This window comes from Solibacillus sp. iso_87, from assembly GCF_056173085.1.
This window is the reverse complement of record NZ_CM149656.1, coordinates 930,922-944,936: the sequence shown is the minus strand read 5'-3', so window position 1 is coordinate 944,936 and position 14,015 is coordinate 930,922. Positions and strand designations below refer to the sequence as shown.

Annotated in this window: 14 protein-coding genes and 2 pseudogenes; 9 read left to right on the top strand and 7 right to left on the bottom strand. The window is 38.3% G+C overall.

Annotated elements, in window-relative coordinates; translation table 11 throughout:
- Positions 1-978, bottom strand: a complete 978-nt coding sequence (locus AC0VXV_RS04590; RefSeq protein WP_251689586.1) for an alpha-ketoacid dehydrogenase subunit beta — start codon at positions 976-978, stop codon at positions 1-3.
- 3 nt (positions 979-981) lie between these two features.
- A complete protein-coding gene (gene pdhA, locus AC0VXV_RS04585; RefSeq protein WP_475530538.1) occupies positions 982-2,097 on the bottom strand; it encodes a pyruvate dehydrogenase (acetyl-transferring) E1 component subunit alpha in 1,116 nt (371 codons plus the stop codon).
- Between the two features lie 383 nt (positions 2,098-2,480).
- Here pdhA and def point away from each other — a divergent pair, with 383 nt between their 5' ends.
- A complete protein-coding gene (gene def / locus AC0VXV_RS04580; RefSeq protein ID WP_475530537.1) occupies positions 2,481-3,038 on the top strand; it encodes a peptide deformylase in 558 nt (185 codons plus the stop codon).
- A gap of 329 nt (positions 3,039-3,367) precedes the next feature.
- On the opposite strand, the gene AC0VXV_RS04575 is transcribed toward def, so the two are convergent.
- Positions 3,368-4,138: a Cof-type HAD-IIB family hydrolase gene (locus AC0VXV_RS04575; protein WP_475530536.1), complete on the bottom strand. Its 771-nt coding sequence runs from the start codon at positions 4,136-4,138 to the stop codon at positions 3,368-3,370.
- A gap of 342 nt (positions 4,139-4,480) precedes the next feature.
- Here AC0VXV_RS04575 and AC0VXV_RS04570 point away from each other — a divergent pair, with 342 nt between their 5' ends.
- Both AC0VXV_RS04570 and rnjA read left to right on the top strand, forming a co-directional pair.
- On the top strand, positions 4,481-4,690 hold the full coding sequence (locus tag AC0VXV_RS04570) for a DNA-dependent RNA polymerase subunit epsilon (RefSeq protein ID WP_008403475.1): 210 nt from the start codon (positions 4,481-4,483) through the stop codon (positions 4,688-4,690).
- A gap of 5 nt (positions 4,691-4,695) precedes the next feature.
- Positions 4,696-6,363, top strand: a complete 1,668-nt coding sequence (gene rnjA, locus AC0VXV_RS04565; protein ID WP_475530535.1) for a ribonuclease J1 — start codon at positions 4,696-4,698, stop codon at positions 6,361-6,363.
- A gap of 101 nt (positions 6,364-6,464) precedes the next feature.
- On the opposite strand, the gene AC0VXV_RS04560 is transcribed toward rnjA, so the two are convergent.
- Complete coding sequence (locus tag AC0VXV_RS04560) at positions 6,465-7,127, bottom strand: potassium channel family protein (RefSeq protein WP_475530534.1); 663 nt, start codon at positions 7,125-7,127, stop codon at positions 6,465-6,467.
- Between the two features lie 60 nt (positions 7,128-7,187).
- Entirely contained in the window at positions 7,188-7,616 is a 429-nt protein-coding gene (locus AC0VXV_RS04555) for a redoxin domain-containing protein (RefSeq protein ID WP_475530533.1), read from the bottom strand.
- 226 nt (positions 7,617-7,842) lie between these two features.
- Between AC0VXV_RS04555 and AC0VXV_RS04550 the strand changes: the two genes are divergently transcribed.
- From AC0VXV_RS04550 to AC0VXV_RS04530, 5 genes are read left to right on the top strand one after another with little or no spacing between them, the layout of a single operon-like run.
- On the top strand, positions 7,843-8,385 hold the full coding sequence (locus AC0VXV_RS04550; protein WP_475530532.1) for a helix-turn-helix domain-containing protein: 543 nt from the start codon (positions 7,843-7,845) through the stop codon (positions 8,383-8,385).
- Positions 8,386-8,401: 16 nt separating this feature from the next.
- Positions 8,402-9,502 (top strand): ABC transporter ATP-binding protein, encoded by a 1,101-nt coding sequence (locus AC0VXV_RS04545; RefSeq protein ID WP_475530531.1) that lies wholly within the window; start codon positions 8,402-8,404, stop codon positions 9,500-9,502.
- The gene (locus AC0VXV_RS04540; RefSeq protein ID WP_079524894.1) at positions 9,495-10,298 is read left to right on the top strand and encodes an ABC transporter permease; all 804 of its coding nucleotides are present in this window, start codon (positions 9,495-9,497) and stop codon (positions 10,296-10,298) included. The genes AC0VXV_RS04545 and AC0VXV_RS04540 overlap by 8 nt, the downstream gene beginning before the upstream one ends.
- Positions 10,298-11,098, top strand: a complete 801-nt coding sequence (locus AC0VXV_RS04535) for an ABC transporter permease (RefSeq protein WP_079524891.1) — start codon at positions 10,298-10,300, stop codon at positions 11,096-11,098. The genes AC0VXV_RS04540 and AC0VXV_RS04535 overlap by 1 nt, the downstream gene beginning before the upstream one ends.
- The gene (locus AC0VXV_RS04530) at positions 11,095-12,171 is read left to right on the top strand and encodes an ABC transporter substrate-binding protein (RefSeq protein ID WP_475530530.1); all 1,077 of its coding nucleotides are present in this window, start codon (positions 11,095-11,097) and stop codon (positions 12,169-12,171) included. Before AC0VXV_RS04535 ends, AC0VXV_RS04530 begins: the two co-directional genes overlap by 4 nt.
- Before the next feature lie 223 nt (positions 12,172-12,394).
- On the opposite strand, the gene AC0VXV_RS04525 is transcribed toward AC0VXV_RS04530, so the two are convergent.
- Both AC0VXV_RS04525 and AC0VXV_RS04520 read right to left on the bottom strand, forming a co-directional pair.
- Entirely contained in the window at positions 12,395-12,856 is a 462-nt protein-coding gene (locus tag AC0VXV_RS04525) for an NUDIX domain-containing protein (protein WP_475530529.1), read from the bottom strand.
- A 25-nt stretch (positions 12,857-12,881) separates the two neighbouring features.
- Positions 12,882-13,429, bottom strand: a pseudogene (locus tag AC0VXV_RS04520) (TetR/AcrR family transcriptional regulator).
- Positions 13,430-13,571: 142 nt separating this feature from the next.
- Here AC0VXV_RS04520 and AC0VXV_RS04515 point away from each other — a divergent pair.
- Positions 13,572-13,961 (top strand): annotated as a pseudogene (locus AC0VXV_RS04515) (DsbA family protein); the annotation flags it as partial.
- Positions 13,962-14,015 lie beyond the last annotated feature (54 nt).

The following is a 14,015-nucleotide window of genomic DNA, read 5'->3' as shown; positions in this document are numbered from 1 at the left end:
TTAGAATGTTAAGACTTTCTTTGCAGTTTCCATTACATCTTTATACGTAGGTAACCATACACCTTCCGCTTGTGGGAATGAATAGATTGTATCTGGTGCAGCAACACGTAATACTGGTGCTTCCAATGATAGGATCGCACGTTCTGTAATTTCTGCGACTACATTTGCCGCAATACCTGCTTGCTTTTGCGCTTCCTGTACAACAATTGCGCGACCTGTTTTTTCAACAGATGCAATAATTGTTTCGATATCTAACGGCTGAATTGTACGTAAATCAATTACTTCTACCGAGTAGCCTTCTTTTTCCAATTCTTCTGCCGCTTTTAGACTTTCGTGAACCATTAGGCCGTAAGCAATGATAGAAAGATCTTTTCCTTCACGTTTCACGTCTGCTTTACCCAATTCAATCGTATATGACTCTTCCGGAACTTCTTCACGGAATGAACGGTAAAGTTTTAAATGCTCTAAGAAAATAACCGGATTATCATCACGAATCGAAGCAATCATTAAACCTTTTGCATCATATGGCGTTGATGGAATAACTACTTTTAATCCTGGTGATTGAGCCATCAACCCTTCTAATGAATCCGAGTGCATTTCAGGCGTATGAACACCACCGCCAAATGGAGAACGGATTGTTACTGGTGCATTATACGTACCGCCTGAACGGTATCTCATACGAGCTAATTGTCCACTGATAGAATCCATTACTTCAAATACGAAGCCGAAAAATTGAATTTCAGGTACTGGACGGTATCCAGTTAACGCTAAACCAATTGCTAAACCACCGATTCCTGATTCTGCAAGTGGCGTATCAAATACACGATCAACGCCGAATTCTTTTTGAAGACCTTCTGTTGCACGGAATACCCCGCCGTTTACACCAACGTCTTCACCGAATACTAAAACGTTCTCGTCATTTTTTAATTCGCAACGTAATGCATCTGTAATTGCTTGAATCATTGTCATTTGTGCCATGGCTTATTTCGACTCCTTCTCTTTATAAATCGCATACTGTTCTTTTAAGTTAGCCGGCATTTCTCCAGCGTACATATTTTCCATTAATTCCGTAACTTTTTGTTTTGGTGCTTGGTCTGCTTGTTTAATAGCATCTTTAATTTCTTCTTTAGCACGCTCAATTACTGCTTCTTCTTTTTGCTCATCCCATAAGCCTTTACCTTCAAGGAATGTGCGGAAGCGTACTAATGGATCCTTCGCAGCCCATTCATTGTCGATATCCGTTGTACGGTAACGTGTTGGGTCATCTCCCGCCATCGTATGTGGTCCATAACGGTAACACATTGTTTCGATTAATGTTGGTCCTTCACCACGGACAGCACGGTCACGCGCATCCTTTGTCGCTGCATATACTGCTAATGGGTCCATTCCGTCCACTAATATACATGGAATACCTGCCGCTACACCTTTTTGAGCAATTGTTTTAGCAGATGTCTGTAATTCACGGGGTGTTGAAATTGCATATTGGTTGTTTTGTACGATGAAAATCGCCGGTGATTTGAATGCACCTGCAAAGTTAATTCCTTCGTAGAAATCACCTTGTGATGAACCACCATCACCTGTATAAGTAATCGCAACTGTTTTTGAACCACGTTTTTGTAAACCAAGTGCTACACCAGCAGTTTGGATATATTGTGCACCGATAATAATTTGTGGTGCCAATACATTAACGCCTTCCGGTACTTGGTTACCAATGAAGTGACCGCGGCTGAATAAAAATGCCTTCCATAACGGTAAACCGTGCATAACGATCTGCGGAACATCACGATAACCCGGTAAAATCCAGTCTTCTTTTTCCAAAGCATAATGCGATGCAAGTTGTGAAGCTTCCTGACCCGCAGTCGGTGCATAGAAACCAAGACGTCCTTGACGGTTTAACGAAATCGAACGTTGATCTAAAATACGTACGTAAACCATACGTTCCATCAATTCTACTAATTGTTCGTCCGTTAAATCCGGCATTGCCGCTTCATTTACTATTTCACCCTGCTCGTTTAAAATTTGGAACATCTCAAACTTACTTTCAATTTCCTGTAACGTTCCAGCTGGGTCCAATTGATTCTTCATTTTTTCTGCCATTGTTTACATCCCCTTTGAACTGTATTAAAAAAAATTCGTTTTTTACTAGTACAACGTTTCTATAAACCGAGTATAAAGAATAAAATTCTATCGGTCAATCATTGTTTATCATCTTAATTAAAGATTTTTCCTCACATTTGTTGAAACTAATACAGTTACATTACCTGTATTATACTGGAATCACCTCTGTACTATAATAGAAAAAACACCCAATAAATTTTATTATTTAATTTATAACACCACACGATTTATTCATTCCCTTATAATGAATTGTTAAATCTGAATTTATGATAAATTTCTTTTGGAGAAGGTTTTTTCTTACTTCGATTCCGGAGAGTCGTGTATACTTACACATATAAGTTTGAACTGAAAGGAAGTTTCACATGATTTTAATGGAACATATTATCCGTGAAGGACACCCTACTTTACGTACCCGCGCGGAGGAAGTTACTTTTCCGTTATCTGCAGAAGATCGAAAACTCGCAGATGATATGCTGCAATATTTAATTAATAGCCAAGATCCTGAAATTGCTGAAAAATATAATTTACGCGGCGGCATCGGCTTAGCTGCAAACCAGGTAAACAGTTTAAAACGTATGTTTGCACTGCATTTGGAAGACGATAACGGCGAACAGATCAGCTTTGTCGCAGTTAACCCTAAAATTGTAAGCCATTCTGTTGAACAGACTTATATAACAAGTGGTGAAGGCTGCTTATCTGTAGATCGTGCCGTGCCTGGCTATGTCTATCGCTATGCTCGTATCACTGTGAAGTTTATGACAGTGGACGGAGAAGAAAAGAAAATGCGTTTAACAGGACTTCCTGCAATCGCGTTCCAGCACGAGCTTGATCATTTAAATGGAGTTATGTTTTACGATCGCATCGATGAAAAAGACCCGTTTGTCCAATTAGAAAACAGCATTCCATTCGGAAGAGATTAACTTCAGCAGAACCCATTTTCGTTAGTAGCGAAAACGGGTTTTTTTGATCAGTTTCAATAGAAGAAAGTCATTTTAGCTTGTGATAGTTCTTATAAATTCATAAATGTTCACTATCTTTTTAATTGTTCTAATAAAAATGAGATTTTCTAATTTAACTGTCCATTTTTCTAAAATGGACGCGCGATGTTCTAAAATCCTTTCCATTCTTTCCAATATCGGTATCAGATTTTCTAAGAAACATTAATATTGTTCTAATAAAATCCAACTCCAATTTCACAAACCAAAAAAACGCTGTGAAAAATCTTTTCACAACGCTTTTCCTAACCTGCCTATATTAACTTTAATTTCTTCATCGCGTCAGCCAATCCATCATTGTCCACATGCCCTGTAATCATTGAAGCTACTTCCTTTGCCCTTTCATGACCATTTTCCATCGCTACACTATAGCCAAACTCTGACAGCATCTCAATGTCATTTAATCCATCGCCAAATGTAATTACATCCTCTACTGGAAAATTAATATGCTCCAGCAATTTTCGAATGCCGTTTGCTTTTGAACCACCATCCGGAAGCACATCACAAGAGAAAGGATGCCAACGGATAAATTGTACTTGCGGGAATTGCTGTTCATAAATCGGCTGGTCTTTTTCTTCTATAAATACAAGTGTTTGATAAACCGGCGTATGCAAATAGTATTGCGGATCGATTTGCGGATATGGATACTGAAGTGTTGATAAACTGCTTTCTACACTTTCATAGTCGCTTTCTGAAGCGATCATTTCCTTTTCATTAAGGAAAACTAACGGATGATTTCGCTGTGCGCCAAATTCTAGGATTTCTGTTAAAATTTCGTTGGCGATTTGATCTGTATAAACGACTTCACCTTGATAAACCACATATTGCCCGTTAAATGTCACATATGTATCGATTTCAAGCTCTTCCAGTATATCTTTTATCATAAATGGCGCACGTCCAGTTGCAATGGCAATTTCATGACCGTATTCACGTGCCTTGAATATCGCTTCCTTTGCTGTAGCAGGTAATTTTTTATCTGAATTGTATAGAGTACCGTCTACATCAAAAAATAATATTTTCTTCAATTTATAACGCTCCTTTAATTATAATAAGGCCCTTTACAAAAATCTGAATATTTAGTATAATGAGTGTAAGGAGTGATGACCTATGTTAAAACGTCTCAAAAAGAAATGGCGAAAACGATTAAATGGCATCCTCGGAAAAAAATTAATTGCCTAACACTTCATTTAGAGTGGCACGCCCGATTACAGGACGTGCCATTTTTTTCATTCGTGACCACTTTGTTGTTCACGAAATTTGAAGGGCTTTTCTTTATTTTAAAGGAGTCCCGTGATAATATAAAGGAAATGCATTTTTCTACAAGTTAGAAGTGCAGTAATAATGTTCGTACTTAAAGGAGAGTAACTATGATTTACAAAGTCTATTATCAAGAAAACATTTCTGAGATTCCAGTTCGCGAAAACACAAAAACACTTTATTTAGAGGCGTCATCTGAACGTGAAGTACGTCACTATTTAAAAGACCGTAACTACAATATCGAACTTGTTCAACTTCTAGAAGGCAACTATTTAGAATATGAACAAAATAGCCCGAATTTCCGTCTGGAGAACGCTTAATTGTTATGAAATTCGTTAAGAATGATCAAGCGGCTGTATTCGCACTCGGCGGACTGGGCGAAATCGGCAAAAACACATATGCAGTACAATTCCAAGATGAAATCATACTAATAGATGCAGGTATTAAGTTCCCTGAAGACGATTTGCTTGGCATTGACTATGTAATTCCAGATTATACGTATTTAGTTCGAAATGTAGACAAAATCAAAGGCTTATTTATAACACATGGTCACGAAGATCATATCGGTGGTATTCCTTATTTATTACGTCAAGTTAACATTCCTGTATACGGCGGGAAACTTGCACTAGGTCTACTTCGCAACAAATTAGAAGAGCATGGCTTATTACGTACAACAAAACTGATTGAATTTAAAGAGAATGATGTCATTAAATTCCGTAAAACGGCTGTTAGCTTCTTCCGAACAACACATAGTATCCCAGATGCTTATGGTATTGTCATAAAGACACCACCGGGTAATATTGTGCATACTGGTGACTTTAAGTTTGACTTTACTCCAGTAGGCGAGCCTGCTAACTTGACGAAAATGGCGGAAATCGGCCGTGATGGCGTTCTTTGTTTACTATCTGATAGTACAAACGCCGAAAAGCCTGATTTTACAATGTCTGAGCGTACAGTCGGGAAAAGCATTGACGAAATTTTCCGTAAAGTTGACGGACGGATTATTTTTGCAACATTCGCTTCAAATATCCACCGTTTACAACAGGCAACAGATGCAGCCTTGAAATATGGCCGTAAAATTGCTGTGTTCGGTCGATCAATGGATAATGCGATTACAATCGGCCGTGAATTAGGCTATATTACAGCACCTAAAGAAACATTTGTCGATATACAAAGCTTAAACCGTTTACCTGCAAATGAAGTGATGATTTTATGTACCGGTTCTCAAGGTGAACCGATGGCTGCATTATCACGTATTGCTAACGGTACACACCGTCAAATTCAAATCCAGCCTGGTGATACAGTTGTATTCTCATCTTCTCCAGTTCCTGGTAACACGATGAGCGTAAACAAAATCATCAACTTATTATTCCGCGCTGGTGCAGAAGTTATCCATGGCGCATTAAATAATATCCATACTTCAGGTCACGGTTCTCAACAAGAACAAAAGCTTATGCTTCGTTTAATGAAACCGAAATTCTTTATGCCGATTCATGGTGAATATCGCATGCTGAAAATTCATACTGAATTAGCTGAAGCTTGTGAAGTTCCATTGGAAAACTCATTTGTTATGGAAAACGGTGATGTTCTTGCATTAAGTGCAAATGAAGCACATGTTGCAGGACGCATTCCTTCAGGCGATGTGTATATCGATGGTAATGGAATCGGGGATATCGGCAATATCGTATTACGCGACCGCCGAATTCTTTCAGAAGAAGGTTTAGTCATCGTAGTCGTAAGTGTCGATATGGCTAAAAACAAAATTGTTTCTGGTCCGGATATTATTTCTCGCGGATTTGTGTATATGCGTGAATCGGGCATGATGATCAATGAAGCACAAAAAATGCTGAACCATCACTTAAACAGCACGATTCAGGAAAAAGATACACAATGGAATGATTTAAAAAATGAAATTACCGATGTATTAGGCCCATATTTATATGAGAAAACGAAACGTCGTCCAATGATTTTACCAATCATTATGGAAGTATAAAACAGGACTAGTCCTCAATATAAAAAATCCATCATTTTGCCTTCGCAAAATGATGGATTTTTAGTTATATCAGAAATTATTTCTGTTATAAAGATCCTAACCTACCGCTGAATAACCTTCTTCACAAATCGGTTAATATCAACATCCGCACCGATTATAAGCAAGACATCCCCTACTTCAATGCGTTCTGTTGCATTTGGAGAAATCATGATCTCATCACCGCGTGTAATGCCGACGATGTTCAAGCCGTATTTTGCCCGTACATCCAGCTCGATTAACGATTGGCCGGCAATACTTTCGTTAGCTTTAATTTCCATGATGGAATGTTCACCGGAAATCTCCAAGTAATCAAGGACACTGTTTGACATCATATTATTGGCAATCCGGATACCCATATCACGTTCAGGGTGCACGACAAAATCCGCACCGATTTTCAGCAATACTTTTTCATGATAGTCATTTTGCGCTTTTACTGTAATTTGTGGAACGCCAAGCTCTTTTAAAATAAGCGTCGTTAAAATACTCGATTGGATATCTTCTCCAATCGCTACAATGACATGTTCGAAATTCCATAAACCTAGTGATTTGATCGTTTCCTCTTCTGTCGTATCCGCTACTACAGCCTGTGTTGCAATACGGGCATATTCATCGACACGTTCACTATCTGTATCGATCGCCATAACATTGGCCCCCTGTTTAACGAGTTCACGTACGATACTTCCTCCAAAACGTCCCAGCCCTATTACTACGAATTCTTTTTTCATTCTTTTCTCCTCCGAACATCCAGTTGCCACTAGTTTAACGCATCAAAACAGCTGTTGTCATTAAATTATACGTTCTATTTTCTGTTGCAGTAATTTTAATGCAAAAAAGCCCGCCTTAAAAAAGCGTAATTGCTGCTGTTGGTCAAATATATAGTAGGCAGGTACGAATTTGTTTCCAAACATGTCGCTTATTTTTAGTTCATTATCAAGGTAAACAGGGTATATTAATTCCAATTGCTTTATTTTCTCTTTTACAAGGGCTTCCGAATAATCCGATTCTTCTCTTGGCATATGAATCGCATGAACCGTTAACCGATCCCCAAATATACGTTCCAATTCCTTCAAGTTTTTGATGGAATGTGCACATTCCGAACAGCTCATTGACCAGAAATAAACCAATGTCGCTTTAGCATTTTCTTCGTAAGTATTCTCCCGATTTAATATTTTCGTCGCGCCACTTAATGATGGCATTATTGTTCGAATCCTCATTTATATTCACCTCGTTGTAACATATGTAATGACGGTTTTTTCGGTACCATTCAAATGCCCCAATACATATATCAATATATATTTGGACAAGTCCCTTGAAAATACATATTTATTATGTATAATTATTATTGCTTTCGTAAACTTAAAGTAATGTAAAAGTAAACTTCCTTACTCAGGGTTTATAAACAGTAAACTATTGAGCGAAAAATATAAGGGGTGTGACTATATGCAAATTGGTTCAAAAATTAAAGCCCTTCGTATAAAAAAAGGGCTTACCCAGGAAGAGCTCGGAGAACGTACCGATTTAACGAAAGGTTATATTTCCCAGTTGGAGCGTGACTTAAATTCCCCTTCCATCGAAACATTGTTTAACTTACTGGAAGTTCTCGGGTGTTCGCCACGAGACTTTTTTGATGATACGCAAAAAAATGAAAAAATTGTTTTCGCAAAAGATGAACAAACATGCTTCATTGATCAAGATAAAAAATATGAAATCGAGTGGCTTATTCCTACTTCAAACGAAAAGGAAATGGAGCCTGTTTTCATTACATTGCAAAAAGATGCAGAATTTAAAGCATTTGAGCCATCACTGGCAGAAACGTTCATCTATGTTCAAAACGGTCGAATTCGAGTCGTTCTTGGCAATGAAGAATATATCGCTAGTGAAGGTGATGCCGTATATTACGAAGCATCTTCCAACCATCAAATTTTTAATGCGCACAGTGGCATAACAAAATTGCTCCTAGTCGCGACACAATCATATTTATAAATTAGGAGGATGCATAATGGATAACACGATTATTCGCTTTGAGAATGTCACAAAATCATATGATGACGGAACAGTAGTATTAAAAAATATTAACTTTGAATTGGAACGAGGTAAGTTCTATACATTACTCGGACCATCAGGATGCGGGAAAACAACGATTTTACGTATAATTGCCGGGTTTACCGATGCCTCTACGGGGGATGTTTTCTTCAACGGAAAACGTATCAATGATGTTCCTGCAAATGAACGCCAAGTAAATACAGTATTCCAGGATTATGCACTTTTCCCTCATTTGAATGTTTTCGAAAACGTGGCATTCGGCTTACGAATCAAAAAAGTAAAAGAAGCCGAAGTAAAAGAACGTGTGCAGGAAGCATTGAAGTTCGTTAACTTGGCAGGCTACGGCAGCCGTGAAATTTCGGAAATGTCTGGTGGTCAGCGTCAGCGTGTTGCGATTGCCCGTGCGATCGTCAATGATCCTGACGTAATTTTACTTGATGAGCCTCTATCTGCACTTGATTTAAAATTACGTACAGAAATGCAGTACGAGCTTCGAGAACTGCAGCAGCGTCTTGGTAAGACATTTATATTTGTTACACATGACCAGGAAGAAGCGCTTGCAATGAGTGATGAAATTTTTGTCCTTTCACAAGGTGAAATTAAGCAATCCGGTACACCTGTTGATATTTACGATGAGCCGATCAACCGTTTTGTTGCGGACTTTATCGGTGAATCCAATATAGTAGACGGAATCATGATTGAAGATTACCGTGTGAAATTTGCCGGAAAAGAGTTTGAATGTGTCGATGGCGGGATGAAGCCGAATGAAAAAATCGATATTGTTATTCGTCCGGAAGACTTGGAAATTACCACACCTGGAAACGGCAAGCTGATCGTAACAGTAGATACACAGCTGTTCCGTGGTGTGCACTACGAATTATCAACATATGATAAAGACGGCAATGAATGGCTTGTTCATTCATTGAAAAAAGCGGAAGTTGGCGCGGAAATCGGATTGGACTTTGATCCCGAAGCAATTCACGTAATGCGTTTAAACGAAACAGAAGAAGATTTCGATAAACGTTTAGAAGCATATGGGGATGAAGAACATGAATAAAACAGCTAAAGGTCCTTTAATCCCCTACGTATTTTGGATAATACTATTCGTTATCGCACCAATTGCGTTAATCGTCTATTATTCTGTTCTTGATTTAAACGGAAACTTTACATTGGCCAACTATGCGAAGTTCTTTACACCGGTTTATTTGAAAATGACATTGAGCAGTTTCTGGTATGCATTTTTAATTACATTGTTTACATTATTATTTGCCTACCCTACTGCTTACTTACTGACTAAAACGAAGCATAAACAGCTATGGCTTATGCTGATTATTATCCCTTCTTGGATTAACCTGCTGTTAAAAACATATGCATTTATCGGTATTTTCGGTTTATACGGCCCGATCAATGCAATGATTGAAGTATTTGGTTTTGATCCAAAGCAAATTTTATTTACGGACTTCAGTTTCGTATTTGTATCGGTTTATATTTTCATTCCGTTTATGATTATTCCGATTTTCAACTCATTGGACAAAATGAATCCCTCACTTATTTACGCATCACGAGACTTAGGGGCAAATGCATGGACAACTTTCCGACGTGTCATTTTCCCGCTGACAATCGACGGCGTAAAATCAGGTATTCAAGTAACGTTCATTCCGGCATTGTCGCTGTTCATGATTACACGTTTAATCGCCGGCAACCAGGTTATTACTTTAGGTACGGCGATTGAGCAGCAATTCCTTGTTTCCCAAAACTGGGGTATGGGTTCGACAATTGCCGTGTTCTTAATTTTATTCATGGTGCTCACAATGCTGTTTACGAGACAAAAATCTAAAGGAGGACGTGTCTGATGAAAAAGTTGTCCGCTATGTCGAAAGTATATTTACTTTTCGTATTCGCGATCCTTTACGCACCAATATTTTATTTAATTTTCTACTCCTTTAACAGTGGCGGCAACATGAATAATTTCGAGTCATTCACACTTGAGCACTATGCGGCTGTATTTGAAGATTCAAGATTAATTATCATTTTGCTAAACACAGTACTCGTTGCCCTTTTATCCGGTTTAATCGCAACAATTATCGGAACGCTCGGGGCAATCGGTATTGTTTCATTGAAAGATAAAAAGATGCGTAATACATTGCTTTCGTTAAATAATGTTTTGATTGTTTCTCCTGATGTTGTAATCGGTGCAAGTTTCTTAATTTTATTTACGATGATCGGTGTAAAACTAGGGTTCGCTTCAGTACTTGTTTCGCATGTTGCGTTCAGTGTACCGATCGTTGTACTTATGGTTTTACCGAAATTGCTTGAAATGAACACTTCCCTGATTGATGCTGCACGAGACTTAGGTGCAACTAAACGCGATGTATTGACACGTGTTATTTTACCGTATATTTCACCAGGAATTTTCGCCGGTTTTTTCATGGCATTGACGTATTCACTAGATGACTTTGCGGTTACATTTTTCGTAACAGGAAATGGCTTCAGTACATTATCTGTTGAAATTTACTCAATGGCCCGTGCCGGCATTTCATTAACAATCAATGCTATTTCAGGGTTAGTATTTGCTGTAACGGTATTAATCGTTATCGGATACTACTTTATTAACAAACGTTCAAAATCAGTAGCAACGGGGGGACAACGATGAGAGAATTAGTTCAAGCAACGACTGCCATTGTCATTGTATGTGCCCTGCTGTTTTTTACAGTTGACCGTATGCAATCAGCTGGTTCTGCAGGAAGTAAAGATACATTAACGGTTTATAACTGGGGTGAATATATCGACCCGGAATTAATCGATAAGTTTGAAGAAGAAACTGGAATTAAAGTGACGTATGAAACATTTGATTCAAATGAAGCGATGTTGACGAAAGTACAGCAAGGCGGCTCTGCCTATGATATTGCTGTTCCTTCCGAATATACGATTGAATCAATGAAGGAAGATGACCTGCTTATTCCGATTGATCATAACTTAGTTCCGAATCTGCAAAATATTAATGAAGACTTTCTGGATTTGCCGTTCGATCCTGGTAATGAATACTCCATCCCTTATTTCTGGGGAACAGTTGGCATTGTCTATAATCCGAATTTAATCGATGACCATTTAACGTTCGAAACTTGGAAAGACTTATGGGATCCTTCATTAAAACGTAAAGTATTCCTGGTCGATGGCTCACGTGAAGTAATCGGAATGGGGCTGAACTCAATCGGCGAGTCACTTAATGTAAAAGATGATGACTTATTGCGTAAAGCGACAGATCACTTAATTGAGCTTTCACCAAATATTAAAGCTATTATCGGTGATGAAATTACACCGCTTATGATAAATAATGAAGCATCTGTAGCATTAACTTTCTCAGGTCAGGCCGCAGATATGATGTGGGAAAATGAAGAATTGGAGTTTGCCGTACCGCAAGAAGGCTCTAACTTATGGTTTGATAATATGGTTATCCCAAAAACTTCACAAAACATTGAAGGTGCCCATAAATTTATCAACTTCATGCTTGACCCTGAGAATGCTGCACAAAATGCAGACTATGTCGGCTATTCAACACCAAATGAAGCCGCTTGGGAACTGATGGATGAGGAAGTTATTAATGATGAACGTTTCTACCCGCCACATGACCAGCGTGAAACATTGGAAGTTTACGAAAACCTTGGCCTTGAATGGCTAGGAAAATACAACGAATACTTCCTTGAATTTAAAATGAGCTTGAAATAAGAACAAAAGTGCTAAAGCGCCCGTTCAGCCCCGACAGGCAATTAAGAGCCCGACTAGAAAGTAAACGTTTCACCACTTTCGACGGCGGGATTGAAATGACCGAGGGGCTGGCGCTTTAGCCTGGACGCAGATAACATTTTATTTAAAAGCTATCCAAAATAGCCAGAATCTATAATTCCCCTAACTTTACGAAAGCGTGGCCAACAAATTTGGCCACGTTTTTTTATAGCTTATGTATGATACGCTTGTCGATTTGATTGTTTTGTTCATCCCACATTGTATGGATTTCAAATGTTCCTGGCTCGAAGAACAAATCGAAGCGTACTTGAATGTCCTCCTGCATCGGGTAAAATTTAGCCTCGCTAATCTTAACCCACTCCAGCTCTCCTTCTGTGCAGGAGTCTAAAACTTCTCCCGTAAAATCATCCGTCCAATAATTATAAATAATAAAATGATCGTGCAATTCCGGATTCGTGTAGTGGGAGATTCCTTTAAACACTAATGACTGAATCTCCAACCCGGTCTCTTCTTTTACTTCCCGGATTGCACCTTCAGCAAAGCCTTCAGGAAAATCCACTTTACCACCCGGTGGAATATACCCTTTGAAATGATCATGCTGCCGGTTGAGCAACAATACTTTATCTTCTTTTTGTATCATGACAACAGTCCAAAATTTGTAATTCATCCATATCTCCCCTTTCACATGCCGCTTACTCCGGACATGATAACGGTAAAACTGATTTAATATAGGCTTCGGGTTCGACTTCTTCAATGCTTCTTTTCCACTCTACAGAGGCTCCATATATCACCCATCTCAGCATGATTGCCGTAAGCTTTATTGTTTGCTCATCATCATTTGATTGCTGTTTAACGAGCATATGATAAAAAATGATTTAAGCTGTTCCCTGATAATTCGAGCAATCGTATCCTCATAGCCTCGATGACAACGAGTAGACAGTGACATTTGGAAATCCGTAATAGCCTTGAAAAGACCGCTTACCACTTCTTCATTTAATTCACTGTTTTTGTACGTATCACAGTCCAAATTAACTAGTAATACTTCCGATAAAGATTTATCCAAAAGATCGTAAATATCTTCAAAATGATAATAGAAAGTTGCACGGTTAATCATCGCCTCAGCTGTAATATCCTTCACCGTTATATCCTTAAATTCCTTCTGACTTGAAAGTTCTATAAAAGCATCCATTATTAGTTTACGTGTACGATGTATTCTAGGGTCTACTTTTACTTCCTTCATTAATATCCCTCCTACTTTTTAAACAGATTTTCGAATGTGTTGAATATACGACACATTGCTTGAACTATTGGTACTCAATGTATTTAACATATTTTACAATTCAATTATAGAACAAAGATATTACTTAAAGGAGGAATAGACATTGAAAAATAATAATATGATTTGTGATTTAGTAACTGGGGTTTGTGGTGTGGCTGAGGAAAATGAATTGGAACTAATTGATTTTAACAAACAGGAAAAATCAGTGGATCTTTATTATGTAACAGATCCAATTTGTTCACATTGCTGGGCAATTGAACCTGTAATTGGCCGTTTTGTAAAACAGTATGGAAAGCATTTCAACTCCCATACTGTAATGGGCGGCTTGCTGGAAAAATGGCATGACGGACCGATTGATCCTGCAAACGGAATCTATAAGCCGGCTGACGTTGCAGGCCATTGGCGAGAAGTAGTCCAGTATTCAAGAATGCCGATTGATGGTTCTCTAATGGTGGATAATCCTGTTCAATCATCCTATCCGCCATCTCATGTGGTGAATCCTTTATAGTATCGAAGTAGCGTTCATGAATTACTGATTTTTAAATTA